Below are 26,323 nucleotides of genomic sequence, written 5' to 3'. Positions count from 1 at the left end.
ATTAACATATAAATCAAATAGGAACCAATAATGTCTGATGCAATGAAAGCCTTACTCAATTTGCGTAGCTTGCGCGCACTTGCCAAAGAAATGTCAACCGAACAACTTAATGAAGCATTAGAAAAACTTCAAACGGTTGTTGAAGAGCGTAAAGAGCTTGACCGTCAAGCCGAGGCAAAAGAAAAAGAACGTTTAGAGAAGTTAGAAAAATACCGTGCTATGTTAGAAGCCGACGGTATTGGCCCAGAAGAAATCGTGGCATTGTTAGGTGGTGCTTCGAAGAGTAAAGCATCGGGTAAACGCGCAACACGTCCAGCAAAATATCAATATACGGGCGAAGATGGCTCACAAAAAACCTGGACGGGCCAAGGCCGTATGCCTAAAGTGATTCGCGAAGCGATTGAAAGCGGCGCGGCCAAGCAGGAAGACTTCCTCATCCCAGGTCAGGAAGCCTAAGTCCATATTCCCACATAAAAAAAGAGGCGCTCAGCCTCTTTTTTTTATCCCTTAACCAAATTTAATTCTGTCCGCCAAATGGCTCACCGCTAACGCAAAGTAGTGCGAGCGATTCCATTTCAATAAGCTCTGGTAGTTATTATAAACAAGATAAGCCCTGCCTTTACCATCATCAGGCTGAATCAACCAAGCGTTGATATCGACGGCCGGTAACGCCTGACCATTCATTCGCCGTACCCCACGCGTCTGCCACTCACTCAATGAGTGTGCTTTCTCACTGTTGGTGCCAAGCAAAGTACGATCGATGCCTTCAGGGATCTGGACCTGCCGTCCCCACGTGTAGGTATCATCCCATCCCGCTTTTTTTAAGTAATTTGCAGCAGACGCAAAGACATCAGCTTCCGTTTGCCAAATATCTTTTTTGCCATCTTGGTTTCCATCGACCGCATAGTTAATAAACGAACTCGGCATGAACTGGCATTGACCCATCGCCCCAGCCCAAGAGCCTTTCATCGCTTCAGGCGCAATGTGCCCTTGCTCTAATATCGTCAGTGCGGCCATGGTCTCTTTGCGAAAAAAAGCCTCACGACGGCCATCAAAGGCTAATGTTGATAAGGCTTCAATGACATTATAACTACCCTGAAGTTTGCCAAAATTACTTTCTACACCCCATAAAGCCACAATAAAACGCGGCTGAACCTGGTACTGCTCACCAATGGCTTTCAAAGTGTCATAATGTTCACGATACAGTTGTTTCGCTTGAGCGACTTTCCAATCAGGCACAGCACGCGGAATATACTCATCCAGCGTGAGACGTCGCTCAGGTTGATTTCGATCGGAGCTGACTGCACGCTCATGGTATTCAACGTCCTTAAAGGCACGCTCAAGTAACGCATCACTGATGCCCGCCTCACGTGCTTCGGCTTTTAAGGTGGTCACATACTGCTCGAATCCGGGCTTGGCCATCACAGGGCTCACCAAGAGTGCCGCCGCGATAGAGGCTGAAATCATACCTTTGCGCATAGTCATCCTTTTTTACAGTTTTTCGTTTTTATTACGAATGGCCTGCAATGCCGCGTCAGGTGGCGGGGGCAATTGCACAAAAAAGCCATCACTTTGCAGGCTTTGTTTAACCTTATTGATGTCAACTGCTGCCAGTTTATCGCGCTTGTCTAAGTTGATCATCATGGCAAATTCGGGCTGCCCAAAGCTATTCATGAGTGCCTCGGGCACATCATCAAATTTATCTTTCTCTGCAAGATAAAGATAGGTGCCTTCTTTCTTTTTACTACGATAAATTGCGCAATACATCTCAAAAGTCCTCATGAGCGTGCCATATTACAGGCGATAGATTGTCATCTTGGGGTAAAGGTTTGTTAAGCTTTGCAGCAAAGTGTGTCAAAACACGTTTCTGCTGCCATTTCTCATTCAAATGTTAAAAAAACACCATTAAAGGGAGAAATGCCGCATCAACGGCAAACCCTGCTTGCCGCATTGGCGCTGTGAATATACCATGCTATCCAACGTCTGATAATGCGCGTCTGACTCGTGTTTAAATGACAAAACCGGGATCGAATAACATGCTCAAACAACCGGAGTTGAAAGGCTCAACCTTTACCCTTTCCGTCCTCCACCTCGTTGACGATAATTTTGCTGCCGCTGCCAATGTTTTGACAGAGAAAGTCACCCAAGCACCGGCCTTTTTTCAAGGCGCTCCTGTTGTCGCTGACATTAGCCGTCTATCACAATGCCCTGATATCGGTGCCTTAAAGCAATGCTTACAAGCCACAGGCATGATTCTCGTTGGGCTGACCGGCGTCACCCACAATGATACGCGTGAGCTTGCGCTGGATGCGCAATTAGCCGTGCTCAAGTCGAGCAAGCAATCCCGAGTTGCCGATCCGATTCAGCCGCCTGCAAAAGTGGTCACCGCCCCTGTGCGTTCAGGTCAGCAAATCTATGCAAAAAACGCCGACCTGGTGATCCTCAATCATGTGAGTGCCGGCGCGGAAGTGATTGCCGATGGCAGTATCCATATCTATGGCGTTTTGCGTGGCCGAGCCATTGCCGGTGCAAGTGGACAAAAACAAGCGCGTATTTATTGTCAGAACCTTCAGTCAGAATTATTGTCCGTAGCAGGAAGCTATTGGCTCAGTGATAAAATTCCATCAGAACATATAGAGCGGCCTTCTATGGTCTCGCTTAATCAAGAAAGCTTACACATTGACCCCCTCACGCTATAAGAGAATAAGGAAGAGGAATGGCACGAATCATTGTAATTACCTCCGGTAAAGGCGGTGTTGGTAAAACAACATCGAGTGCGGCATTGGCGACCGGGTTGGCCATGACAGGCAAAAAAACCGCCGTGGTTGATTTTGATATTGGCCTACGTAACCTCGATTTGGTGATGGGCTGTGAGCGCCGCGTGGTCTACGATTTTGTTAACGTCATTAACGGCGAAGCCAATCTGCATCAAGCACTCATTAAAGACAAACGCGTAGAAAATTTGTTTATTCTGCCCGCCTCTCAGACGCGCGACAAAGATGCGTTAACGAAAGAAGGTGTCGAGCGCGTTTTAAAAGACATGGATGAACTTGGCTTTGAATACATTATTTGTGATTCACCCGCAGGCATTGAAGCCGGCGCATTAATGGCGCTGTATTTTGCTGACGAAGCGATTGTGACCACCAATCCAGAAGTGTCATCCGTGCGCGACTCTGATCGTATTCTTGGTATTCTCGATTCTAAGTCACGCCGCGCAGAAAACGGCGAGGATCCGGTAAAACATCACTTATTACTCACTCGCTATAACCCCGCGCGTGTGACCAACGGTGAAATGCTCAGTGTTGAGGATGTAGAAGATATCCTGCGTATTCCACTGTTAGGGGTCATCCCTGAAAGTCAGTCTGTATTGCACGCTTCTAACAAAGGTGAGCCAGTGGTACTGGATCAAGAGTCTGATGCCGGCCAAGCCTATGAAGATGCTATTGCGCGCCTGCTGGGTGAAGAGCGTCCCTTCCGCTTTATTGAGGAAGAGCGCAAAGGTTTCCTAAAACGCTTATTCGGAGGCTAATGTGGCACTGCTTGAATTCTTCCGCCCATCAAAGAAAAAGTCGGCCAATATTGCCAAAGAGCGTTTACAAATCATTGTTGCCGAGCGTCGCAGTGCGGATAGTCCTGCGCCGACTTATTTGCCCCAGCTCAAGCAAGATATTCTAGATGTGATCCGAAAATACGTGGATATCGCACCGGACCAGGTGTCTGTCAGCCTCGAACAAGGCGATGATGATCTGTCCGTCTTGGAGCTGAACGTCACCTTGCCCGAAGAGGGAAAAGAGAGCTAGCTCTCAATCACAACGGGCGAATACAGAAAGCGGTGGCTCAAGGCCACCGCTTTTGTTTATGCGCGAGATGATGACGATGCCCCTGGGGCGTTAGGGATCATCGTCAGCAATGTTTCTCCCACTAATCGAAAGCGCCACCCCGAGGCTAAGTCAGGGCGTTTATCTTCTTGACACTCCTCTCGCCATACCCAAGTCATCAATTGATTAAGCTGCTTTTTGGAGCCAATAAACTCAGGCGCTAAGCCTGATCTATCGGCCTCGGCTTGCACCTGCTCCTTCATCGCTTTAATCACCGACTTATACCCGGGTTCATCAACTAAACGTGTGATGGCCGGCGGGCATTTGGCTAACGGGGTTTTATCCGCTTGGGTGGCCAACTTTATCAAGGTTTGCGCATGATAGCGTACTTCAAATTTGTCGAACCCATGCTCGTTCATTTGCTCAACGGTACGAATACCATAACGCGCCATTTTCCAGAGGTTTTGCTCTTTAACGATAAAATTAAGAGCCATATTCCGGCGACGCGCTTCCTTTGCTCGCCACTTGGCAAGGGTTTGCAATACCGCTAACTGTTGAGGCTTAAGCTGCCACGCATACTTAATATCGAGATAAGCCGCTTCATCCGGCTTTACCCACTGCTTTTTACGGCACAACAGACCACACTCTTCTACCATGGCGTCATGCCACTGCGTATCGGATAGGGCTTGCGTCAGCGCTTGATAAAGCGGCAGCAAGTAATAGACATCAGCGGCCGCATACTGTTGTTGCTTTTCGGTTAAGGGACGCGCACACCAATCAGTGCGCGATTCTCCTTTATCTAAGCTCACGCCGACATAACGCTCCACTAAGCTTGCGAAGCCCTCGGAGACGCCATGACCTAAAAAAGCGGCGACGATTTGGGTGTCTATCATGGGAGTTGGCAATACGCCCGCGTAGTGCTGAAAAACCTCTAAGTCTTCGCTACTCGCATGTAACACCTTGGTGACCTGGGTGTCAGTCAACAGCGCCCATAACGGGGAAAGATCATCAATGGCTAGCGGGTCAACCAGCACCAGTTGCTCGCCATCATAAATCTGAACCAGCCCCAGTCGTGCATAAAAGGTACGCGTACGGACAAACTCGGTATCAAGCATCACAACGGCTTGGTCACGGAAGTGTGCGCAGATATCGACCAGCTGTTGATCGGTGGTGATTTGTTGATAGTTCACAAAAAAGCCCATAAAGAAAATGCCGGCGAGGCCGGCATTTCGTGATTCGTTATCGACAGTTTACCCTTTTCTGGATCGGTTCGCATTAAGCTGACGCTTTTTGCTCGGTGGCTTGTGGTTCATCGCGTAGCTCTCGACGCAGAATTTTACCCACATTGGTTTTAGGCAGTTCATCTCTAAATTCCACCACCCGTGGCACCTTGTATCCAGTGAGGTGTTTGCGACAGTGCGCCACAAGATCATCTCGCGTAAGCGACGGATCTTTTTTGACCACACAAATTTTAACCACTTCCCCAGAATTCTCATCTGGCTGGCCAATGGCGGCAACTTCTAGCACCTTGTCATGCAACGCAACGACATCTTCCACTTCATTGGGATACACATTAAAACCAGAGACAAGGATCATGTCCTTTTTGCGATCGACAATATGCAAGAAACCATCATCATCGAACTGCACCACATCACCAGTGGCTAACCAACCTTGTTCGTCGATGCTTTCTCGTGTCGCCTCTGGACGATTCCAATACCCTTGCATCACTTGCGGGCCACGCACTAACAACTCACCCGGCTGGTTGTCCGCCACATCGTCACCCTGATCATCGACGATGCGCACCTCGGTCGATGGCACGGGCAATCCAATGGAGCCGTTGTAGTCACGTAAATCATAAGGATAGGCCGCTACCAGTGGCGAACATTCCGTTAACCCGTATCCTTCAAGCAGATGCTTGCCAGTCAGCTTTTTCCAATTTTCCGCAACCGCCCTTTGCACGGCCATGCCACCACCAACGGTCAAGCGCAAGTTAGAAAAGTCCAACTCATGGAAGTCTTCGTTATGGAGCAGCGCATTAAACAGCGTGTTCACACCTGTGATGGCTGTAAACGGGTACTTTTGTAGCTCTTTGACAAAACCTGGAATATCGCGTGGATTGGTGATCAGTAGATTTTGCCCACCCATTTCAATAAACAATAGGCAATTCACCGTGAGCGCGAAGACGTGATAAAGCGGCAATGCGGTGACCACCAACTCCTCACCTGCATTAAGTACCGGCTGATACGTCCCTTTAGCTTGATAAACGTTAGCCAGCATATTTCTGTGAGTGAGTACGGCGCCTTTCGCCAACCCCGTGGTGCCACCGGTATATTGTAAAAACGCAATGTCTTCGCCTTTCAAAAAAGGCTTCACATATTGCATACGTCGGCCTCGGCGCAGCGCTTGGCGCATGGAGGTGGCATGCGGCAAATGATACTTAGGCACCATTTTTTTGACGTATTTGACCACGAAGTTAACCAGAGTCCCTTTGGCACGTGGCAACTGTTCGCCCAAACTGGTCAGTACCACATGTTTAACCGGCGTATTGTCGACCACTTTCTCTAGCGTGTGAGCAAAGTTACTCACAATCACGATCGCTTTTGCTCCGGCATCCGTTAATTGGTGCTCAAGCTCACGAGGGGTGTATAACGGGTTCACGTTCACGGCCACACAACCGGCTCGTAAAATACCAAACAAGGCAATCGGATATTGCAGCAAGTTTGGCATCATAATGGCAACGCGATCGCCTTTTTTCAGTTTCAGCTCGTTTTGTAGATAGGCAGCAAACGCACGGCTGCGCTCTTCCAGTTTACGAAATGTCATGACCTGCCCCATATTCATGAAGGCAGTTTGATCCGCGTACTGCTGGACAGAATGTTCAAACATCTCGACCAGAGAGCGATGGGCATCTGGATCTATTTCCGCCGGCACGTCCGACGGGTAACGATTAAGCCATACCTTTTCCACTGGCTTTCTCCTATGTGTTAACTTGCAGGCTATTTTGCCTGCTTCGATCGACGCGAGGCATAATTCAAACAGGTGTTTAACCTGCCCACCATAGCGTTAACATTATTTTTACACGAGCATTTTAAGTGCGCGTTTGAATTTTGGTCACAAAATCCGTTATTAACGACACAGTTTGTTGCGGTTGCTGAAGGTGACAATGGTGTGTCCCGGGGATCTCAATGAGTGTCAATTGCTTAAACCACGTGGCTCGTTGCGCGGCATCGGCAGAGCGAAGCGCAGGATACCCATCTGTCGCGCGAATCGCCAGCACAGGGCATTCAATCGCTCGAATAATCGACTCTCCATGGCCGGGCGCCATGCGATACAGGGGCTCACCACCAAGTTTGGGATCATGACGCCAACGCACACCATGGCTGCATGTCTCAATCCCGCGAGCAACCAGTGGCATCAATAACTGACCGGCGACTTTATTAATGGATGCGCGCAATTGTAGCGCCTTCATCGCAGAATCAAAGAGACGTGGTGTTTTTTGCACTGAATTTAAGCGCTGATTAAGACTTTTCGCCATGCGTTCGGTGATTTTATGTTCAGGCTCAACAATAGGCCCCAATGCTTCTATCGAGATAACCCCCGCGATTGATGCTGGAAAGCTGGCTGCATAACAGCTGGCCACTAGGCCTCCCAATGAATGCCCCACCAATATGACGGGCCCTGTTTGCTCCGATTGCGAATTCTCCGATTGCGAACAAGGTGTCTGGTGAAGGATTTGATGCAAACTGTCGAGATAATCGAAAAACGGGTAATGATAATCCCCGGCTTTATGCTCAGACAAACCATGCCCAGGCCAATCAAACATCAGTAACCCGTAGTCTTGGGCCAGCATGGGGATCAGCGAATGAAAACTCGCCAGGTTGTCTTGCCAACCATGTAAAAAAACCAATGTTGGCGCTAAGCCGGTCGCCGGGCGTGTTGCCGCGGCCACTGTCACATCATTAAGTCGCATCGAGGTCGGCGTTAAGCCAGACGATAACCCGAGTGCTGCCGGATCAGACGCCAATAATGCCTCGAATGTCTCCGTCAATGGCGGTGTCATCATCACGATCCCATTTGAGGGCTAATAAGGTAAACTAATCACGCTTTGCACCCGTCCCGTGCCAACGCCAATGCGCACTCGGGAGCAGTACAAGCCATAGCAATAAGGTCTGTCATCATCAACCACATGCTGTTCAATATCCCAAAGCTGATGCCCTTTTACCTTAAGCACGGGGTAATCATAGGAATAATCCCCCACCTTTCCCGCCTGACGGCCCTGAAAGTCGCCCAACACCGTTATTGGCCGGCCTTTGGCATAATCAGCCGGTTCAATAAAGCCAGTAAAAATCGCTTTGAAGCGCCCCAGTGAAGAGGCATCGATATCAGGCCGACCCGCTGTCGACGTGGGCAAGGCCACGATTTCAACCACGGAGTCCTGCTCACGATTATTCACCCCGACAATCAAGCCCCCAAGGCGTACCTCTTCTCCTTGATTTGCTTGGGTCATTTTCGCGACCACCGGGTATTCGGTCACGGGCTGGTCCATCCGGCCTTTTAATGACTCAGGCAAACTGGTACAGCCACTCAGTAATAGCACGCCGCATAAGGCAAACAAGTAAGATTTCATATCAGGCTCCTTTCACGCCACATCATACATAGATATCGACGCCCACTAAGTTGATCAGTTCCTCTCGCCTGGCTTGATTTAACACCGCGAAATAGGAAGCCATCGCTTGACGGCCGCGACCGTCCGGCAAATCATATTGCACGTACTCTTGCTTCGCCTGCTCGGCTTGCGCAATCGCGGCGGGATCGACACCTTGGCGCACCGCCTTAGCCACCTGTGTCGTCTTGGGCGTTTGCTTGCGCGTGGTTTGCGGCTTTTTGCCTGTGCGCTGGGGGTGGTTAGGCCGGTTTGTCTGTGGGGAGGATACACCGTTAATCGATACCATATTCACGTCCTATGCTGCCGGCCTCATGGGGGTTATTCGCGCCCGGGTAACTTTTTCCAAGTGACTTTGTCCCGCAGATATGTGGGGCTAGCAAGTTCCGCTGCGACCATGTCTCCCGCATGATACGCATGCTTAGCAATCTCCAGCATATCTTGTGCTTGGGGGTATAACACCTCTGACGACGCCGTCTGCAATGCCAAGCGAGAGGCTAGATCAGGATAGGCTGCCCAACCGGTTCCTGCCAATGTCCACACTCCCTCAGTACAGTCAGGGGTGAGTGCTTCCGGGGCGACGACCCTCTCTTCACCGACACACTGCCATGCGCCAGTGTCAGTCCGCCGATATTGGCCGACATAGAGTTCACTCATACGCGCATCAATCGCCGCCAGTACTTGGGTCGCGTTGTGTAGCCGATAGCTTTGTGCTGCCATCGCCGCCAATGTTGAGACACCAATCATGGGTACATCCGCCCCAAACGCTAAACCTTGTGCAATACCAATGCCAATACGCACACCGGTGAAGCTTCCTGGCCCGCGGCCAAACGCCAGCGCATCTAACTGCGCCAGTTCAACCCCCGCTTCTGCCAATACTTCATCAACCATGGGAAGGATCTTGTTGGTATGCTCACGCGGTGCAATTTCGCTGCGCGTGATAATCTGGTCATCACAGCACAGTGCGACAGAGCAGTTTTCGGTCGCCGTATCTACGGCCAGTATTCGTAGCGTCATTTAACCCTCTATCGGTTGATCGAATGAATACGAGTTCATTATGTTGCTGTTGGTGTCACTGCCCGACAAAAAATCGTCGATGTGGTGTAAGTCCCGCGTGCGAGGGATCGCCGGCAAACTGCGCAAAAAGGTTGCGCCGTATGCGCGGGTCACCAATCGGTTGTCACAAATAACCAGTGCACCAAAATCTTGTTGATCCCGAATAAGACGCCCCACCCCTTGTTTTAGGGTGATCACCGCTTCGGGGATCTGTACCTGAGCAAAGGGATCGCCCCCTTGCAATTTACAATCTTCTATTCGTGCTTTTAATAAAGGATCATCGGGGGAGGCAAACGGGAGTTTATCGATGATCACACAACTAAGCGCTTGCCCACGCACATCAATGCCCTCCCAAAAGGCGCCCGTCGCCACCAGCAAAGCATTGCCCAACGACAAATATTCTTTCAATAGGCGCTGCTTGGGCATCTCTCCTTGCATGAGGACGGGCAATGACAGCTGCTCACGAAACAGGGCTGATAGCTCTCGTACCATTTGATGCGACGTGCATAGGAAAAAGCAACGCCCTTGGTTACGTTCGATAACCGGTCCCAATAATGCGGCCAGTTTGTTGGCTCGACGAAAACTATTGGTTTCCGGCACGTGTCGGGGCACGCAAAGCCTCGCCTGATTGGGATAATCAAAGGGGCTTTCCAGCGTCATTTGCTGCTTAGCGTCAATCCCTAGGCGGTGGTTAAAGTGCGCAAAGTCCCCTTCAACAGCCAAGGTTGCGGAGGTAAAAATCCAAGCGCCCCCCTGTTCGGCCATTTGCTCACGAAAACGATCCGCCACCGACAAGGGCGTGATATTAAGGCTAAAGTGATGCCGCGTACATTCGTACCAATAGGAGTATCCGGTGATTGAGGTATCTTTTAAGCGTGCAAGCCGCGCTTTAAATAAGGTAATCCGATCAAACGCAGCGTCAAGCAATTGACTTCGGCCGAGTGATAGTTTTACCACGTCATGGGCAAGTTCGAGCGCGTCAGCCAATCGTACCAACTCTTTCTCTACGCTGGGCGAAGCCTGAAGTTCACGCCAATTACCTCGATATCCGGGCTCGCCCATCACCAAGCGCATATCCATCGCCGCTTGCGAAAGGCGATCAGCGACTTTTTCCAGTTGACGCGTATCCCGTAGCTCAGTGCGATAGGCGATATGAATGTCTTTGGCAACATCTTGCAATTGTCGACTAGATAGCGATTGACCAAAATACTGACTGGCGATATCGGGCAGCTGGTGCGCTTCATCAAACACCATCACGTCTGCTTCTGGGATCAGCTCGCCAAACCCCGTCTCTTTGATGGCCACATCAGCCAAAAAGAGGTGATGGTTAACCACCACCACGTCGGCATCCATCGCACGACGCCGCGCTTTGACCACGTAGCAATCTTCGTAGCTCGGGCAATCTTTACCAAGGCAATTGTCATTGGTGGACGTCACCACAGGGATCAGGGGGCTGTCTTCAGCCAGTGCGTCACATTCACTTAGATCCCCCGACTCGGTATGGGACGACCACTCACGAATTTTAACCAGCTGACTCAATTGCCCAGGCTCGCTGTCGGGGCGGTGGCACTCACTAATTTGTCGCTCGAGTCGCTCTGGACACAGGTAATTAACGCGACCTTTCAATAAGGCGGTCGTCCCTGTGTAGCCCAAGGCTGACGTCATCAGCGGTAAATCACGGTGGTAAAGCTGCTCTTGCAGATTTTTCGAGCCAGTGCTGATGATGGCCTTTTTACCACTTAATAAAACAGGAGCCAGATAGGCATAGGTTTTCCCGGTTCCTGTGCCCGCTTCCACCACGAGCTGGCCTTGGTCACGAATGGCCGTATCAACAGCAATCGCCATATCTGTTTGCGGCTGGCGAGGCACAAAACCATCAATCGCTTTAGACAGCGCACCGGTGTCTGAGAAAACCTTACGGATCATTGTATAAATACACAGGGGGAAAGCCGCCATTATGCCAAACCCCTCTTCGGGATGAAACCACTCCCCAGAGAAACCGCTGGCGCATCGTAAAATCACTTTGACCTTGCGGCTGAGACAGGGTACAACCGAGGGTTTAGTCATCAGCAGTACACGACCAACATGGAACGAAAAACACTTCTCACGGACTGTCCTGACGCCCAAGGGCTCATCGCGACCATCACCAACATTTGCTATAAACATCAGCTCAACATTATTCACAACCGAGAGTATGTTGATAATGTCACTGGGCAGTTTTATATGCGCACTGAGCTAGAGGGGATTTTTAACGATCACACCCTGCTTCTCGACCTTGACCATGCGCTACCGCCTGGCAGCCAGCGCCAGCTGATTAGCTCGCGCCGCAAACGCGTCGTCATCATGGTCACCAAAGAATCCCACTGCCTCGGCGACATTCTAATGAAAGCTTATGATGGCTCGCTCGAGATTGATATTGCCGCAGTGGTGGGTAATTACGACAAACTACAACATCTGACTGAGCGCTTTGATATTCCTTTTCATTATGTCAGCCATGAAGGTCTGAGCCGTGAAGAGCACGAGCAAGCCATGCTCAAAGCGATTCAATCCCATCAGCCTGACTACATTATTCTCGCGAAATACATGCGAGTTCTGACGCCTGACTTTGTCGCTCAGTATCCGCATCGCATCATCAATATCCATCACAGCTTTTTGCCTGCGTTTATCGGGGCCCGTCCCTACCACCAAGCGTTCGAGCGTGGGGTTAAAATCATTGGCGCGACGGCGCATTTTGTCACTAATGATTTAGATGAGGGACCGATTATTGGCCAAGACGTGATTCATGTTGATCACAGCTTTAGCGCACAAGATATGGCCAAAGCGGGTCGAGATGTAGAAAAGAGCGTATTGAGTCAGGCCATCGAGTCTGTCACCGAGGACCGTGTGTTTGTCCATGGCAATAAAACCGTGATCTTGTAAAACGACAACATTGGTTGAGCCAGTGCTTAAGCACTGGCTTCGCTGGTAATGATTGGCGCGAGTGCTAAGGATGAAAGGCCAGTACTTCTAGCAACTGATTGATTTTATCTGTAAAAGCTGCTTGATCTCGCATCAGGGATGTCCAATTGCTGGCATCATGCACAGTGACCTCTCAAGGTTTTAAGGTGCTCGTTGTCTTCCAGTCGCGAAAGATATCAAGGATGGTGTTGAATAACTATTGCCAATGCCTGCTGTTTTATGGGTATCATTAGGGATAATCCGCGTCGATTGACGTCATGGTTCGCAACAATACAGCATCCCGCCAACACTGTGTTTGCACGCTTGGTTACGTGGCAGTGCAGTGTTGGCGGATTCTTGTATTAATAAGCTGGAAGCCCACAAAACGGGTCATTCATAATCAGCCCGGCTAGTAGTAAAGGTAAGCAAGTGAATATTCAAAGTCTTCTTAACGAAAAAGTGTCTGCCGCGATGGTTGCGGCGGGTGCGCCTGAGGGCACGCCAGCGGCAGTGCGTCAGTCTGCGAAGCCACAATTTGGTGACTATCAAGCCAATGGTGTGATGGGCGCAGCCAAAAAGCTCGGTACAAATCCCCGTGAATTTGCCCAGAAAGTGTTGGACGCCCTCGATTTAGGTGATGTGGCGAGTAAAACAGAAATCGCTGGTCCTGGCTTTATCAATATCTTTTTGAATGATCAGTGGCTGGCAAAGCAAGCGGATGCCGCCCTGTCGGACGCACGCCTCGGTGTCGACAAACAAGACATACAAAACATTGTGGTGGACTATTCAGCCCCCAACGTGGCGAAAGAAATGCATGTTGGCCACCTTCGCTCCACCATTATTGGTGATGCTGTCGTACGCACACTGGAGTTTTTGGGTCACAACGTCACCCGCGCCAACCACCTAGGTGACTGGGGAACCCAGTTCGGCATGCTCATTGCCAACTTAGAATTACACGAGTCACGCGGTGACGATATTTCCATGGAACTTGGCGATATCGAAAATTTCTACCGTGAATCCAAAGCCCGTTACGATGAAGATGACGCCTTTGCTGCAACAGCGCGCGACTACGTGGTTCGCCTGCAGCGCGGCGATGCCTATTGCAAAGAAAAGTGGGAAAAACTGGTGAAAGTGACGTTGGAGCAAAACCAACGTAACTATGATCGCCTGAATGTCTCATTGAGCAATAAAGACGTGATGGGTGAAAGTCTGTATAACGATATGCTGCCCGGTATTGTTGAAGACTTAAAAGCCAAAGGGATTGCCGTAGAAGACGATGGCGCGCAAGTTGTCTTCCTCGACGAGTACAAAAACAAAGACGGCGAGCCAATGGGTGTGATCATCCAAAAACGTGATGGTGGCTATTTGTATACCACCACGGATATTGCTTGCGCTAAATATCGCTACGAGCAGTTCAATGCCGACCGTGTGCTCTACTTTATTGACTCACGCCAGCACCAGCACCTGATGCAAGCGTGGACCATCGTACGCAAAGCTGGCTATGTGCCGGACTCGGTCAGCCTTGAGCACCACGCTTTTGGCATGATGCTCGGCAAAGACGGTAAACCCTTTAAGACACGCTCAGGTGGCACCGTTCGTCTTGCTGACTTACTCGATGAAGCAGAAACACGTGCTAAAGCGCTAATCGCTGAGAAAAATCCTGAGATGGATGCTGAGACGCAGCGCGATATCTCAACCACGGTGGCGATGGCAGCCGTCAAATATGCCGATCTGTCAAAGCATCGTACCACGGACTATATCTTCGACTGGGATCACATGCTGGCCTTCGAGGGCAACACCGCCCCTTATATGCAGTATGCCTATACCCGTGTGGCGTCAGTCTTTGCCAAGTCTGGGGTTGACCGTGATGCGCTCGACGGTGAAATGCTGATTGAGCATGAGAAAGAAAAAGCGCTGGTCGCCAAACTGCTTCAGTTTGAAGAAGCGGTTAAATCGGTGGCGCGCGAGGGTCAACCTCATCTGATGTGTAGCTATCTGTTTGAGCTGGCTGGTTTATTCTCCAGCTTCTACGAAGCGTGCCCTATCTTGCTTTCTGAAGGGGACACTCGCCAAAGCCGCCTCAGAATGGCGGCATTGACGGCCAAGACCATCAAGCAAGGCTTAGATCTGTTGGGGATCGACACGCTTGAGCGCATGTAACCAGGTTGGCTTATCTGTGTTGTTCGGATAAGCACAGAAGCGCTGCGCCCACTTATTGCAAGTGGGCGCTTTTTTATCCCTGACCAAAATGCTGATCCGTTTCGCTAAGCCATAATCGTTCCTCGGGGGTCGATAACCGTCCCATCACCGCATTGCGATGAGGAAATCGACCAAAGGTGGCAATGATGTCGTAATGTTGGTGTGCATAATCAAAACATTGTTGGTACCAAGCCGTTGCCTCCCCACTCACTTGCTGACGCAGCTGATCAAACCGAAACAATGCTTCTTCTTGGTCTGTTTCTTCTTCGGCATGCTCTAAGGGGAGATAGAAGAACACCCGCTGAAGCGGCGTTAAGGCTTGGTCGTCGCCTTTCGCCAGCCCTGCCTTACATAACGCCAACGCCAAGGCATCATATCGATAGGCGGCTGCCAACCCGCGATATAAGTTTCGCGGGAATTGATCGAGCAGAATAATCAATGCCAAACGCCCCTCAGGGATCTGGGCCCAGTCATTTAATGCGCCCGCGCCAGCGGCACTGACCCAAGATTGGAACCGCTCGCGAATCGCATCATCAACGTCTTGGCGACCGCCAAACCATCGTGCCTGCGCGGCGGACGAAGGAACCGACTCACTACGCTCGTCGCCAAACCAAAAAGCTAGGACGTCTTGATAGTGCATGCCACCTCCTCTCGCATTCGTCGACACATTTAGCTTTCAACATTGTGTTAAGCGTACTTGCTTTTTGTTTCTTATGAGGCGAATCCGCCTATTCGGTGAGGAGTTTGTGACCCAAAAGCAAGTTGTGATGTAAGCTAAGCACTCGCATTGCAATCAGGAGTTTATATGTCCTTTGTTCTCCACTCACGATTAGCCGCCGATAGCGCGTATGTCGGTGATTTCCCTCTTTGTCAGTTACGCCTTGCGCATGCCGATATTGGTCCATGGCTCTTGCTGATCCCACGTAAGCCGGACATCGAAGAAATTCACCACCTTGACGATACTGAGCAGCAATCGCTGTGGCAAGAGTCGGCCATAGTCGCGCGCTGTCTTGAGCGTTTATTTTACCCTGACAAGCTCAATATCGCCGCGATTGGCAACCTGGTTCCCCAGCTCCATCTCCATCATGTTGCTCGGTTTAAAACGGATCCGGTATGGCCAAATCCGATTTGGGGCCACCTAAAAGTGGGGCATCGTCCTCGTGAACAAGCCCAGCCCCTCATCGACCAGCTGAGAGAGACCCTCGCCGCCAGTGGATTAGTCATCAAGGCGTAAGTGCACTTCGTTATTTTCGTCAAAACCAAAATAAAACGGCATAAGTAATTGTTTATAAATAGGTTATCCGAAGATCTGTCAAAATAAGATTGGCGGTTTCGTCATAGCAATATCAGCTCACATTAGGGTATATTGACGCCACTGGTTAAGGGAGTACACATCTGACCAGCCCCTTTTTTACCAGGGCGGTTCCCCGCCCTCGGCAGCAAGCGAAGGTGTCGTTGACACCCGTGGCATGGCTCCCCGGTTATGCCACGTTTTCTTTTACACGTATTTCGTTACCTGAGGTTTCACACCGGCGCTAGTCATCGATATCTGCCACGGTCACATCAGTCGTCGCGCGTCGATAATGCGAGGGACTGACACCAAAATAGCTTTTAAACCGTTGGCTAAAGTAGGCCGGATCGCGATAGCCACACGCTTCAGCCACATCCGCCACGGCATGGCCATGCTGCAAGCGCGTAGCGGCATCACTCAGCCGTTTCTGCGTCACATAAGCGGTCACTGTCACACCAAAATACTGTCGACACTTACGTTGCAAATTACGCTCTGACATCGCTAACGCGCCAGCTATCTGAGCCATTGAAAAGTCAGGATCTTGGTACCTAGCCGCGATAACATTCTCAAACTCGGCGGTCCATTGCTGATTGGCTTGGCCTGAATCCAGTGCCAGTGATGAGGGCGATTCACATCCAAGAGGATATGTGGCAGCTGAGATGTCATCCCGCGACCCAGATGTGGGCACGCTCGATGTGTCTATGTGCACCGCCGACAAGTGACGTTGTCTCAAGGCTAAGATGACAGCCGCAAGCACCACACTCACAAAGCAGGCCAGGACCATGCCATTGATAATGTGAGGCAATAGAGGCAGAGAGACAGAGATGTCTAACACAGTATGGGAGGCGCCATCACGCGGGATAGCAATACGTAATTGATAGTGCCCGCCCACCATATTGGCCAAGGAAATCGTATCACTACCGGTTTGCTGCCAAGCAGCCAGTTTATCAGCCATTGGCTGCCCAGCGTGCTGATAAGGCACGAGCTGATAATGTACGCGTGTCACTTGTCGTTCTGGTGGCCAACTCCCCCACGCGAGATAGGCGGGGCTTTGCTCGAGTAATGTCACCGCCGTTTGCTGTCGAGGGCCAATACGCCAACGCTTACGTTGCTGCCAAACAGCGCCAATCACGACGTTTGGCGGTTTACGCAAAGAAAACGCCAATTGGTCAGTATCTACCTGGTAGGTATAATCCCCTGCCAGCAGCGTGAGCTGATGGGCTTGGGTCGCGTAACAGGCTACTTTTTCCGCCTCAGAGGGGAGACGAAATGTGCGCACAAACCCTCGCGGAGCAATGTGTACCAATGCTTGGTTACTGTAGGCCCATATGCCATCGCGGTTACCCGTGACACAGTGGAATCGCTCACCGGGTAGTGACAAGTAAACCAATGACGCGGCGTCTGGCGCGCTAGGATCGTATTGGTATAAGCCATGGGCACTGGTGAGCCATAAACGACCTCGTTCGTCGGTATACATATCCTGCACAGGTAGCCGGTCTTTTGCCAAGGGGACCGACTTAAACTGCCCCTCTCGATACCGTGTTAACCCATGCTGATCACGGATCCAAACATTGCCGCGGCCATCATCATAAAAGCCTAACACCTTACCCGCGTGATGAGGCTGCCATCGTGTGCCATAACTGACTAACGTCTTTGTGTCCGGCCAGTAGCGCATCACCTGATCGTCAACCGATAACCAGATTGTGCCCTCGGCATCAGTATACAAATGCTCAGCAGGCAGGGTTGCCAACCGATCGGGGATGACGATGCTTGCCCCTGTTAGCGTATTAATCCCTTGCGTACCTGACGGTGTTGACCACCAAAGGCGCTGAGCGTCTCGGGTAGCACTGAGGTATTTGTCGCTTGGTACGACCGAGGGCGACGGTAGAGTGCGATACCCACTTAAATCGCGCCAACTGTCCCCCTCTAGCGCCCAAGGGTTACTTTGCGCCATAAAACCATGAGTAAACACGCTGGGGAAGACGCGGTGTTGATGAGTGATCCAACGTTGCCCTGGTGCACGGTAACGTGTCGCCTGATCGGTTGAAAACCAGATCCCCCCCTCAAAATCTGCCCATAAAAAAGTGATGCTTTGGCCAGCAATCCGCTGATCGCCTGGCTGCCAAGCCGGCGTCGCGACGCCATCGAGGGAAAGTCGAAATAACCCGTTATGATTGGCGGCCCACAACCCGCCCGAGCCGACCGTCATTCTATGGTAGTTCCCACGTGTATTCAGCACGTGCTGGGCTTGTACTTGATTGCCCGACAATGCCAGCAGATAAACACGCTTTTCGGTACTGACCCATGCTCTGTCTTGTTTCGCCGTGATCGCTGTAATCGGCGTAGAAAAACGTGTCAGTTGGCGTATTCCCCCGTCGCTGAGTTGATATAAGCTTGTCCCGACCGCAAACAGTCGATGGCCCGCCGTGAACCACACATTATTGGCACGCCACGGACCCGTTCGCCACACGTGAAATGCCTTATCTTCCCGTTGATAGACGCTTATCTGGCCGCTTTGAATGTGCCATAGCGTATTATTGATCGTCGCCAGTCGTGGCGATTGGCGGGGGTGAGGCGCATGATCAGTGCGCGTCTGGGCAACGGCATCGGGCAATGGGAAAGCGGTAAGCGTATTGGTACTTGGCTGGAAACGATAAACATGTTCTCTCCCTGCCATCCAAAGCGCCTGGTGAGCATACGCAATGGTCAGTATCTTTTCATCAGGCAAGGTAAGGGCATCGTTGAGTGGATGACGCTGATGGCCATCAAAAAAATAAATGCGTCCTTGGCTATCCAGCAGCCACATACCGCCAGATGACTGCACCGCCACATCACGGACATCACCGAGGCCATTAAGACCGCCGTATGACTGAAACGATGAGAGCAACGCATCATGCGCCTGCAAAGGTAGGCAAGGAAAGATGAGAGCCAGCCATAACAAACAGAGACATTGGCGTTTCATGTACGAGAAGAGAGACAGGTTGCAGGATTCAGTGACGTAGTGTCGTGCGACCTGCCTCTAAATAAAACCCTGCAACCCTAAATGTGAGCTAGGCCTCACATAATTGACACTCATTACCCATTTAATCGCTGCGCCAACGCCTGATGGGTACGTTTAGCTTGACGCTGAAACGCCCTACGCTCGTCATTAGGAACCGGATGCGCTTCAGGCAGCGGCACCTTCATCGCATTGACTGGGTGGCCATATTTGAGCAATTCGAAATGAAGATGGGGCCCCGTTGAGCGACCGGTATTACCACTCAAACCAATTCTCTGCCCCATCGACACATGATCGCCCGGCTTCACTAAAATCCGGTTTAAATGTAAGTATCGGGTAGAATACTCACGCCCGTGTTTGATCACCACGTAATTCCCCGCTAACCGATGTTTGCGTGCTTTAACGACAACACCATCACCGGCGGCCAATACTGAGGTACCGACTGGCGTCGCGAAGTCAGTGCCATTATGCGGTGAAATACGCCCGGTGATCGGGTGTTTACGATGTGGGTTGAACGATGAGCTAATACGATAGCGCTTTGCGGTGGGATAACGACGGAGCGCGCGATCCAGACTCTGCCCTTGCTGATCATAAAAGCGTCCATCATGATGACGATAGACAAAAATGTCTCGACCGCCCGACTTGTAGAGCATGGCCGTGACCTTACCCGATGACACGGGTTTATTGTCAATAAACTCTCTGTTTACTTGTACCGCAAACTGGTCGCCGCGACGCGATTGACGTCCGAAGTCAAACCGCCACTGTAGCGCCGAGACCAGATTTTGAATCTGATTAGGCGTGAGTCCCGATTGGCGCGCCTGCTGATAAAAGCTACTGTTCACCCGTCCAATCAAGGTCACACTTTCAAACTCGCCTTTGGTTTCCAAACGCTGATAGTCAACGGTACCTTGTCCGAACTGGTAGTCGTCACGATATTTAATCGATTGATAAACGGTGAACGTCAACAGTTGACCTTCCTCGTCAACTTGCCATTCCATTTTTTGGCCACGGCGAATATCGCCAGCTTTATCGTTCACATCCAGCATTTGGTAGAGCTGACCGATAGACAGACCATACTGTGAGAAGATCTCGCCGAGTGTATCCCCTGCCGCGACGGTGTGGTGATGAACACGGGGCGCCTCAGATGTGATGTCTTGCTCGAGTGCGTCTTCAGGCACACTCAAAGCAGGATCGTTCGCATCCATGCTTTGCTCAATCGGTTCACTGTGATCCACTGTCGCCGGCTCTTGGCGTTGATTGACCGCCGGCAGTGATTGCCGTTCTTTGGGAGAAAACGGGTGGGGCTGCCACACCAGGGCAGCACCAACCAAAAGAGATAATGAAGCAAGAGCCAGCTTGTGCTGGCGAGGCAGTCTGGCTGTCACAGCGAGCCAGTTAGTCAGTAGTTTCATGCTTTAAACAACGTGTGAAACGATTTCCTAAATCTTTTAAAAACACCTGATAGCTATCAGGCGCTACCGGAATGGATGTCGCCAATGGATCCAAGGCAAGCACATTGACGTCATTGTGTCGTGTCACAGCATCAATCAGTGCGGGATTAAACTGCGGCTCAGTGAAGATACAGGTCGCGTCATGATTAAGCAAACCTCGGCGAATCGTCACCAGGGTTTTCGCCCCAGGCTTTTGACTGGGATCAACCGTAAAATGGCCTGTTTTTTCGAGGCCAAAAGCATCCTCAAAGTAACCATAGGCATCATGGAAGACAAAATACCCTGATTGAATACGGCTGGCGAGATCTTGCTGAATATCGGCAACGGTTTGATCAAGCTGTTCATTAAAGCGAGTCAGGTTGGCCTGATATTGCTCTGCTTTATCAGGCGCGGCCTCAATCAGTGCGTCTGTAATGGCTTGCGCCGCGACTCGGGTCGTTTTTGGTCCCAACCAAAGGTGCGGGTCAATATTGTGCTCACCATGATCGTGACCATGATGATGGTGCCCGCCATCAAAATGGCGCAAAGGCATATTCTCGACCTGCGTCAAGGTCAATACCGAGGGTTTATCTTCCAACAATTTAGACAGAAAAAGCTCTAGCTCGGGTCCCACCCAAACCGTCACATCCGCTTGGTTTAAACCGCGTATGTCCGATGGCTTTAGGGCATAGCTATGCGGTGATGCCCCCGGCGGCAACAACACATCGACGGTATCGTCTTGTGTCACAAGCCCTGCCGCGACCAGCTGTAAAGGCTTAATCGATGTCATTACCGACGTGGCTTGCGCAGGCAATGCCAGTAGTAGTGCAATAAATACCCCAATAATACGCGCAGTCATCTTTCCTCTCATTCTTATGTTTTCTCACTGGCGATAAATGTTATAATATAACAATTCTAATTCACAATGCTTTTTTCACTATGACTGACTCGCTAGTCTCGCTCGATGCGGTGACGGTGACCTTCAATGGCCGCCATGTGCTGGACAAGGTTTCAATGCAACTAAAGCGTGGGCAAATTACCACGCTAATTGGCCCCAATGGCGCAGGAAAATCAACGCTTGTTAAAGCACTGATCGGTTTAGTTAAGCCGAGCGCTGGCAAAGTACAGATAGCCCGAGACGTAAAAATCGGTTATGTGCCTCAGAAGTTGCAGTTGAATCAAACCCTGCCACTCACGGTTGATCGCTTTATTCGTCTAGGCACACGCTATACCAATGCGCAGATTAGCCACGCGCTACAAACAGTCAATGCCGAATCCTTGCAATATGCGAATATGCATACCCTCTCTGGCGGTGAAACCCAACGCGTACTGCTCGCCCGCGCGATTTTAAAGCACCCTGATGTGCTCGTGTTAGATGAACCAGTACAAGGGGTTGATGTCAGTGGTCAGTTGGAGATGTATAGCCTGATTAGCCAGTTGCGCGATAGCCTTGGGTGCGCAGTACTCATGGTCTCACATGACTTGCATTTAGTCATGGCTAAAACCGATGAAGTGATTTGTTTGCAGCATCATGTCTGCTGCTCCGGTGAGCCCGATGCTATCTCGCAGCACCCATCTTATGTGGCAATGTTTGGTCGCCAAACCAGTGAACAACTTGCGCTCTACCACCACCACCATCATCATAAACATGATCTTGCAGGGCAACCTGTAAGCTGCGAACACCAAGAGCATCATCATGATTGAGTTCTTACTTGCCCCTATCATGGGCGGCTTATTGATCGCCGCCATTGCCGGCCCTTTGGGCTCATTTGTGGTCTGGCGGCGGATGGCCTACTTTGGCGATACCCTCGCTCACGCCTCACTGCTCGGGTTAGCGTTAGGCTTTTTACTACAAATCGACTTAAACCTCGCACTCGTGATCACCTGTTTACTCCTAGCGGTTTTATTGGTGGGACTACAGCGCCAACATCTGGTCTCTACTGATACCTTGCTCGGTATATTGGCTCACAGTGCCCTGTCACTGGGACTGGTCTCGGTGAGTTTTTTAGACAATATGCGCGTCGATCTCATGGCTTATTTGTTTGGCGACCTGTTGGCGGTCTCGTTTGCTGATCTTACATGGTTAGCGATCGGTGCCTGCCTAACATTGGGTGTGTTGGCCTATTACTGGGAGCAACTGCTATCGATGACCGTCAGCGAAGAGCTTGCCAAGGTAGAAGGTATTGCGGTAGAAAAGCTGCGGCTATTATTGATGCTACTCATTGGCTTGGTGATTGCGCTGGCGATGAAATTTGTCGGGGCATTGATTATTACCTCCATGTTAATCATCCCGGCGGCAACGGCACGGCGCATCGCGTCAACCCCAGAGCAAATGGCCTCGTTTGCTAGTCTCATTGGGATGGCTGCGGTGATGCTAGGCATGGCAGGCTCTTGGTTTTATGACACGCCTGCAGGCCCGTCTGTGGTGGTTGCAGCAGCCAGTGTCTTTATGTTGGCTCAACTACTACCCAGTCGTTCAAGCTCATGACAACAAAGTTGATTGCATAACAAAGCCGCTCATCAGAGCGGCTTTAATTGATGCGATTACCTTGTCTGGCTTACCAGCTTGTTTTTTCGCGCAATGCTTTACCAATATCAGCCAGGCTTTTAACCGTCGTAACGCCCGCTGCTTCAAGGGCAGCAAATTTATCGTCTGCGGTTCCTTTACCACCAGAAATAATTGCTCCCGCATGACCCATGCGCTTACCTGGAGGTGCCGTTACCCCAGCAATATAAGCCACAACGGGCTTGGTCACATTGGCCTTAATGTAAGCCGCCGCTTCCTCTTCTGCTGTCCCGCCAATCTCACCGATCATCACGATCGCCTCGGTCGCCGGATCCTTTTCAAACATTTCTAAAATGTCGATAAAGTTTGAGCCTGGGATAGGGTCCCCACCAATGCCGACACAGGTAGACTGGCCAAAGCCTTCGTCAGTGGTTTGTTTGACGGCTTCATAGGTCAATGTCCCTGAGCGTGACACAATACCCACTTTGCCAGACTGATGAATGTGGCCTGGCATAATGCCGATCTTAGACTCATCCGGGGTGATCACACCTGGACAGTTAGGGCCAATCATCCGCACGCCTGCTTGATCTAGCTTCACTTTTACTTCCAGCATATCCAGCGTTGGGATACCTTCGGTAATACATACAATCAGCTCGATACCGGCATCGATCGCTTCTAGGATCGCGTCTTTACAGAAAGGGGCAGGGACATAAATCACTGATGCGGTCGCACCTGTCGCCTCGACCGCATCGGCCACCGTGTTAAACACAGGCAAACCTAGGTGTGTCGTACCGCCTTTACCCGGTGATACACCGCCGACCATTTGTGTTCCATACTCAATCGCTTGCTCTGAATGAAACGTACCTTGTCCACCTGTAAAACCTTGGCAGATCACCTTGGTATCTTTATTAATCAGCACTGACATTGTTATTTACCCTCCGCGGCAGCAACGACTTTTTGAGCGGCTTCGGTTAGCGATGTTGCCGCAATGATATTCAAACCACTATCGGCCAGTTTCTTGGCACCGACATCAGCATTATTTCCCTCGAGGCGAACCACCACAGGAACTTTAACGCCAACTTCTTCGACCGCACCAATGATGCCATCTGCGATAAGATCGCAGCGCACAATACCGCCGAAGATATTTACCAAGACAGCCTTGACGTTGCTGTCAGACAGAATGATTTTAAACGCTTCTGTTACACGCTCTTTGGTCGCGCCACCACCCACATCGAGGAAGTTAGCTGGGCTGCCACCGTGTAAATTAACAATGTCCATGGTGCCCATGGCCAAGCCCGCGCCGTTAACCATGCAGCCAATGTTGCCGTCGAGCGCAACATAGTTAAGCTCCCACTGTGCGGCGTGGGCCTCTCGCTCATCATCTTGGCTCGGGTCGTGCATTGCACGTACCTTTGGCTGGCGATAAACAGCGTTGCTATCAATGGCCAATTTCGCATCCAAGCAGTGCAAGTTACCTTGGTCAGTAATAACCAGAGGGTTAACCTCAACCAATGCGATATCTTTATCCAAAAATAGCTGGCCGATACCCACAAAGATTTTGGTAAACTGCTTAATTTGTTCACCTTCTAGGCCCAATTTAAACGCCAGTTGACGGCCCTGGTATGGCTGAGGACCCACGAGCGGATCGATCGATGCTTTATGGATTAGCTCAGGAGTTTCTTCCGCCACCTTCTCGATTTCAACACCGCCTTCAGTCGATGCCATAAAGACAACACGACGAGAGCCGCGATCGACAACCGCACCCAGATAAAGCTCTTTGGCAATATCGGTGCATGACTCAACCAAAATTTTGCTTACGGGTTGACCGTTTTCGTCGGTTTGAAAGGTCACCAGGTTTTTACCTAGCCATTGTTGCGCAAATTCGCGGATTTCTTCTTTGGAGTTGGCCAGTTTTACGCCACCCGCTTTACCACGGCCACCGGCGTGGACTTGGCATTTTACTACCCATTTGTTTCCGCCAATTTTATCGGCTGCTTCGGCAGCTTCTTGTGGAGTATCGCAAGCATAGCCCTCTGAAACTGGTAGACCATATTCAGCGAACAGCTGCTTTGACTGATATTCGTGCAGATTCATGATGTTCTATCCGTGTTAGTGTCCATTATTGTGTCTTTTTGCTTTCCAAGTGAGGGGACCTCCGCCCCCTCAAAATGACGTCCCCGCCAACACGGGGAAACGCCATTAAACGTCCAGAAGCAGACGTGTTGGGTCTTCTAGAAGTTCTTTGATGGTCACCAAGAAGCCTACCGATTCACGACCGTCAATCAAACGGTGATCATAAGAAAGCGCGAGGTACATCATCGGCAAGATTTCGACCTTGCCATCCACCGCCATCGGGCGGTCTTGGATCTTGTGCATGCCAAGAATGGCTGCTTGAGGAGGGTTAATGATCGGCGTTGACATTAATGAGCCAAACACACCGCCATTAGTGAGGGTGAAGTTACCGCCTGTCAGTTCATCAACGGTGAGCTTGCCATCACGGCCTTTAATCGCCAAATCGCGGATGCCCTTTTCAATATCCGCAAAGCCCAGCTTGTCGCAATCGCGCAGCACTGGTGTGACCAAGCCACGTGGTGTAGATACCGCCATGCTGACATCAAAATAGTTATGATAAACGATATCATCACCATCGATGGACGCGTTGACTTCTGGGTAACGCTTCAAGGCCTCTACCACCGCTTTGACATAGAAAGACATAAAGCCGAGGCGAATATCGTGACGCTCTTCGAAGCTGTCACGGTATTGCTTACGCAGGTCCATGATTGGCTTCATGTTCACTTCGTTGAACGTGGTGAGCATCGCGGTACTGTTTTTCGCTTCTAACAAGCGCTCAGCGACACGCTTACGCAGACGCGTCATTGGCACACGCTTTTCGCCGCGTTCCGCCACAGGTGGCACGTCTTGGCTTTGTGCTTTTTGCTCACCCTGCTCTGGCTGGCTCTTAAGGTGTGCTTCAACATCTTCTCGCGTAATGCGTCCACCCACGCCTGTGCCTTTCACTGCGTCTGCTGAGAGATCATGCTCCCCGAGCAAACGACGTACCGCGGGACTTAACGCGTCGTTCGTCTCCTCCTCAAGAGAAGCCGTATGGCGCTTGTCAGGTGAAGACTCTGATTGTGCAGGAACGTCTTTGGTTGGCTCACCTGCGACGGCACCTTCTTTGATCTTAGCGATGGCCTGTTTCGCTAATACGGTTGACCCTTCATCTTCAATGATGGACTCCAACACCCCATCAGCAGGGGCAGGCACTTCCAGCACGACCTTATCTGTTTCAATATCAACCAGTACTTCGTCACGGGTTACCGAGTCACCTGGCTGTTTGTGCCATGTGGCAATGGTTGCGTCAGCCACAGATTCGGGTAAATCGGGAACCAGAATGTCGATTGTCATATCGTATTTATCCTTAA

The 26,323-nt window shown here is 50.8% G+C and carries 25 protein-coding genes; 9 read left to right on the top strand and 16 right to left on the bottom strand.

Annotation, left to right across the window (positions count from 1 at the left end):
- Positions 1 to 30 precede the first annotated feature (30 nt).
- The gene (locus FCN78_RS04845; RefSeq protein ID WP_069361433.1) at positions 31 to 456 is read left to right on the top strand and encodes an H-NS family histone-like protein; all 426 of its coding nucleotides are present in this window, start codon (positions 31 to 33) and stop codon (positions 454 to 456) included.
- Between the two features lie 51 nt (positions 457 to 507).
- On the opposite strand, the gene FCN78_RS04840 is transcribed toward FCN78_RS04845, so the two are convergent.
- Both FCN78_RS04840 and FCN78_RS04835 read right to left on the bottom strand, forming a co-directional pair.
- Complete coding sequence (locus FCN78_RS04840; protein WP_077599333.1) at positions 508 to 1,479, bottom strand: lytic murein transglycosylase; 972 nt, start codon at positions 1,477 to 1,479, stop codon at positions 508 to 510.
- Positions 1,480 to 1,491: 12 nt separating this feature from the next.
- The gene (locus FCN78_RS04835) at positions 1,492 to 1,767 is read right to left on the bottom strand and encodes a YcgL domain-containing protein (protein ID WP_069361431.1); all 276 of its coding nucleotides are present in this window, start codon (positions 1,765 to 1,767) and stop codon (positions 1,492 to 1,494) included.
- A 269-nt stretch (positions 1,768 to 2,036) separates the two neighbouring features.
- Here FCN78_RS04835 and minC point away from each other — a divergent pair, with 269 nt between their 5' ends.
- From minC to minE, 3 genes are read left to right on the top strand one after another with little or no spacing between them, the layout of a single operon-like run.
- Complete coding sequence (gene minC / locus FCN78_RS04830; protein ID WP_069361430.1) at positions 2,037 to 2,699, top strand: septum site-determining protein MinC; 663 nt, start codon at positions 2,037 to 2,039, stop codon at positions 2,697 to 2,699.
- Positions 2,700 to 2,716: 17 nt separating this feature from the next.
- Entirely contained in the window at positions 2,717 to 3,529 is an 813-nt protein-coding gene (gene minD, locus FCN78_RS04825) for a septum site-determining protein MinD (protein ID WP_069361429.1), read from the top strand.
- A 1-nt stretch (position 3,530) separates the two neighbouring features.
- Positions 3,531 to 3,800, top strand: a complete 270-nt coding sequence (gene minE, locus FCN78_RS04820; RefSeq protein WP_046073536.1) for a cell division topological specificity factor MinE — start codon at positions 3,531 to 3,533, stop codon at positions 3,798 to 3,800.
- A gap of 56 nt (positions 3,801 to 3,856) precedes the next feature.
- Here the strand turns inward: minE and rnd are convergent, their stop codons facing one another.
- The 7 genes from rnd to FCN78_RS04785 form a co-directional block, all read right to left on the bottom strand.
- Positions 3,857 to 5,008, bottom strand: a complete 1,152-nt coding sequence (rnd, locus tag FCN78_RS04815; RefSeq protein ID WP_077658889.1) for a ribonuclease D — start codon at positions 5,006 to 5,008, stop codon at positions 3,857 to 3,859.
- An 85-nt stretch (positions 5,009 to 5,093) separates the two neighbouring features.
- Positions 5,094 to 6,785 (bottom strand): long-chain-fatty-acid--CoA ligase FadD, encoded by a 1,692-nt coding sequence (gene fadD, locus FCN78_RS04810; protein WP_069361428.1) that lies wholly within the window; start codon positions 6,783 to 6,785, stop codon positions 5,094 to 5,096.
- A gap of 121 nt (positions 6,786 to 6,906) precedes the next feature.
- Positions 6,907 to 7,881, bottom strand: a complete 975-nt coding sequence (locus FCN78_RS04805) for an alpha/beta fold hydrolase (protein WP_235607544.1) — start codon at positions 7,879 to 7,881, stop codon at positions 6,907 to 6,909.
- A gap of 18 nt (positions 7,882 to 7,899) precedes the next feature.
- Positions 7,900 to 8,445, bottom strand: a complete 546-nt coding sequence (locus FCN78_RS04800) for a Slp family lipoprotein (protein ID WP_077520179.1) — start codon at positions 8,443 to 8,445, stop codon at positions 7,900 to 7,902.
- Between the two features lie 22 nt (positions 8,446 to 8,467).
- Positions 8,468 to 8,770 carry a hypothetical protein gene (locus FCN78_RS04795; protein WP_077520180.1) on the bottom strand — a complete coding sequence of 101 codons (303 nt, stop codon included), beginning with the start codon at positions 8,768 to 8,770 and terminating at the stop codon, positions 8,468 to 8,470.
- A gap of 32 nt (positions 8,771 to 8,802) precedes the next feature.
- A complete protein-coding gene (gene tsaB / locus FCN78_RS04790) occupies positions 8,803 to 9,498 on the bottom strand; it encodes a tRNA (adenosine(37)-N6)-threonylcarbamoyltransferase complex dimerization subunit type 1 TsaB (RefSeq protein ID WP_077658859.1) in 696 nt (231 codons plus the stop codon).
- On the bottom strand, positions 9,499 to 11,463 hold the full coding sequence (locus tag FCN78_RS04785) for a DNA repair helicase YoaA (protein WP_077658858.1): 1,965 nt from the start codon (positions 11,461 to 11,463) through the stop codon (positions 9,499 to 9,501).
- 159 nt (positions 11,464 to 11,622) lie between these two features.
- Between FCN78_RS04785 and purU the strand changes: the two genes are divergently transcribed.
- Both purU and argS read left to right on the top strand, forming a co-directional pair.
- The gene (gene purU, locus FCN78_RS04780) at positions 11,623 to 12,456 is read left to right on the top strand and encodes a formyltetrahydrofolate deformylase (protein WP_069361423.1); all 834 of its coding nucleotides are present in this window, start codon (positions 11,623 to 11,625) and stop codon (positions 12,454 to 12,456) included.
- Between the two features lie 447 nt (positions 12,457 to 12,903).
- Positions 12,904 to 14,634, top strand: a complete 1,731-nt coding sequence (argS, locus tag FCN78_RS04775) for an arginine--tRNA ligase (protein WP_077658857.1) — start codon at positions 12,904 to 12,906, stop codon at positions 14,632 to 14,634.
- 73 nt (positions 14,635 to 14,707) lie between these two features.
- Here the strand turns inward: argS and FCN78_RS04770 are convergent, their stop codons facing one another.
- Positions 14,708 to 15,313, bottom strand: coding sequence for a DUF924 family protein (locus FCN78_RS04770; RefSeq protein ID WP_077658856.1), 606 nt, complete (start codon positions 15,311 to 15,313; stop codon positions 14,708 to 14,710).
- Between the two features lie 165 nt (positions 15,314 to 15,478).
- On the opposite strand from FCN78_RS04770, the gene FCN78_RS04765 reads away from it, so the two are divergent.
- A complete protein-coding gene (locus FCN78_RS04765; protein ID WP_077658855.1) occupies positions 15,479 to 15,907 on the top strand; it encodes an HIT domain-containing protein in 429 nt (142 codons plus the stop codon).
- Positions 15,908 to 16,208: 301 nt separating this feature from the next.
- On the opposite strand, the gene FCN78_RS04760 is transcribed toward FCN78_RS04765, so the two are convergent.
- The 3 genes from FCN78_RS04760 to znuA form a co-directional block, all read right to left on the bottom strand.
- Positions 16,209 to 18,905, bottom strand: a complete 2,697-nt coding sequence (locus FCN78_RS04760) for an AraC family transcriptional regulator (RefSeq protein ID WP_158014677.1) — start codon at positions 18,903 to 18,905, stop codon at positions 16,209 to 16,211.
- 134 nt (positions 18,906 to 19,039) lie between these two features.
- Positions 19,040 to 20,374 (bottom strand): murein DD-endopeptidase MepM, encoded by a 1,335-nt coding sequence (mepM, locus tag FCN78_RS04755; RefSeq protein WP_069361418.1) that lies wholly within the window; start codon positions 20,372 to 20,374, stop codon positions 19,040 to 19,042.
- Positions 20,358 to 21,251, bottom strand: coding sequence for a zinc ABC transporter substrate-binding protein ZnuA (gene znuA / locus FCN78_RS04750; RefSeq protein WP_077658853.1), 894 nt, complete (start codon positions 21,249 to 21,251; stop codon positions 20,358 to 20,360). Before znuA ends, mepM begins: the two co-directional genes overlap by 17 nt.
- Positions 21,252 to 21,331: 80 nt before the next feature.
- Here znuA and znuC point away from each other — a divergent pair, with 80 nt between their 5' ends.
- Positions 21,332 to 22,096, top strand: coding sequence for a zinc ABC transporter ATP-binding protein ZnuC (gene znuC / locus FCN78_RS04745; protein ID WP_069361416.1), 765 nt, complete (start codon positions 21,332 to 21,334; stop codon positions 22,094 to 22,096).
- A complete protein-coding gene (gene znuB / locus FCN78_RS04740; protein WP_077520186.1) occupies positions 22,089 to 22,880 on the top strand; it encodes a zinc ABC transporter permease subunit ZnuB in 792 nt (263 codons plus the stop codon). The genes znuC and znuB overlap by 8 nt, the downstream gene beginning before the upstream one ends.
- A 70-nt stretch (positions 22,881 to 22,950) precedes the next feature.
- Here the strand turns inward: znuB and sucD are convergent, their stop codons facing one another.
- The 3 genes from sucD to odhB all read right to left on the bottom strand — a co-directional run bounded on the left by sucD (position 22,951) and on the right by odhB (position 26,306).
- Complete coding sequence (gene sucD / locus FCN78_RS04735) at positions 22,951 to 23,823, bottom strand: succinate--CoA ligase subunit alpha (RefSeq protein ID WP_046073551.1); 873 nt, start codon at positions 23,821 to 23,823, stop codon at positions 22,951 to 22,953.
- 2 nt (positions 23,824 to 23,825) lie between these two features.
- Entirely contained in the window at positions 23,826 to 24,992 is a 1,167-nt protein-coding gene (gene sucC / locus FCN78_RS04730; RefSeq protein WP_069361414.1) for an ADP-forming succinate--CoA ligase subunit beta, read from the bottom strand.
- 105 nt (positions 24,993 to 25,097) lie between these two features.
- Positions 25,098 to 26,306 (bottom strand): 2-oxoglutarate dehydrogenase complex dihydrolipoyllysine-residue succinyltransferase, encoded by a 1,209-nt coding sequence (gene odhB, locus FCN78_RS04725; protein ID WP_077459478.1) that lies wholly within the window; start codon positions 26,304 to 26,306, stop codon positions 25,098 to 25,100.
- Between the last annotated feature and the right edge of the window lie 17 nt (positions 26,307 to 26,323).

The organism is Salinivibrio kushneri (assembly GCF_005280275.1).
Taxonomy (GTDB): Bacteria; Pseudomonadota; Gammaproteobacteria; order Enterobacterales; family Vibrionaceae; genus Salinivibrio; species Salinivibrio kushneri.
The sequence above is the reverse complement of the archived record's forward strand: the minus strand, read 5'-3'. Positions and strand labels throughout refer to the sequence as shown.

Coding starts and splice junctions, on each gene's coding strand:
- FCN78_RS04845 (WP_069361433.1), top strand. CDS start 31: ATGTCTGATGCAATGAAAGCCTTACTCAATTTGCGTAGCTTGCGCGCA.
- FCN78_RS04840 (WP_077599333.1), bottom strand. CDS start 1,479: ATGCGCAAAGGTATGATTTCAGCCTCTATCGCGGCGGCACTCTTGGTG.
- FCN78_RS04835 (WP_069361431.1), bottom strand. CDS start 1,767: ATGTATTGCGCAATTTATCGTAGTAAAAAGAAAGAAGGCACCTATCTT.
- minC (WP_069361430.1), top strand. CDS start 2,037: ATGCTCAAACAACCGGAGTTGAAAGGCTCAACCTTTACCCTTTCCGTC.
- minD (WP_069361429.1), top strand. CDS start 2,717: ATGGCACGAATCATTGTAATTACCTCCGGTAAAGGCGGTGTTGGTAAA.
- FCN78_RS04805 (WP_235607544.1), bottom strand. CDS start 7,881: ATGATGACACCGCCATTGACGGAGACATTCGAGGCATTATTGGCGTCT.
- FCN78_RS04800 (WP_077520179.1), bottom strand. CDS start 8,445: ATGAAATCTTACTTGTTTGCCTTATGCGGCGTGCTATTACTGAGTGGC.
- FCN78_RS04795 (WP_077520180.1), bottom strand. CDS start 8,770: ATGGTATCGATTAACGGTGTATCCTCCCCACAGACAAACCGGCCTAAC.
- tsaB (WP_077658859.1), bottom strand. CDS start 9,498: ATGACGCTACGAATACTGGCCGTAGATACGGCGACCGAAAACTGCTCT.
- FCN78_RS04785 (WP_077658858.1), bottom strand. CDS start 11,463: ATGATCCGTAAGGTTTTCTCAGACACCGGTGCGCTGTCTAAAGCGATT.
- purU (WP_069361423.1), top strand. CDS start 11,623: ATGGAACGAAAAACACTTCTCACGGACTGTCCTGACGCCCAAGGGCTC.
- FCN78_RS04770 (WP_077658856.1), bottom strand. CDS start 15,313: ATGCACTATCAAGACGTCCTAGCTTTTTGGTTTGGCGACGAGCGTAGT.
- FCN78_RS04765 (WP_077658855.1), top strand. CDS start 15,479: ATGTCCTTTGTTCTCCACTCACGATTAGCCGCCGATAGCGCGTATGTC.
- mepM (WP_069361418.1), bottom strand. CDS start 20,374: ATGAAACTACTGACTAACTGGCTCGCTGTGACAGCCAGACTGCCTCGC.
- znuA (WP_077658853.1), bottom strand. CDS start 21,251: ATGACTGCGCGTATTATTGGGGTATTTATTGCACTACTACTGGCATTG.
- znuC (WP_069361416.1), top strand. CDS start 21,332: ATGACTGACTCGCTAGTCTCGCTCGATGCGGTGACGGTGACCTTCAAT.
- znuB (WP_077520186.1), top strand. CDS start 22,089: ATGATTGAGTTCTTACTTGCCCCTATCATGGGCGGCTTATTGATCGCC.
- sucD (WP_046073551.1), bottom strand. CDS start 23,823: ATGTCAGTGCTGATTAATAAAGATACCAAGGTGATCTGCCAAGGTTTT.
- sucC (WP_069361414.1), bottom strand. CDS start 24,992: ATGAATCTGCACGAATATCAGTCAAAGCAGCTGTTCGCTGAATATGGT.
- odhB (WP_077459478.1), bottom strand. CDS start 26,306: ATGACAATCGACATTCTGGTTCCCGATTTACCCGAATCTGTGGCTGAC.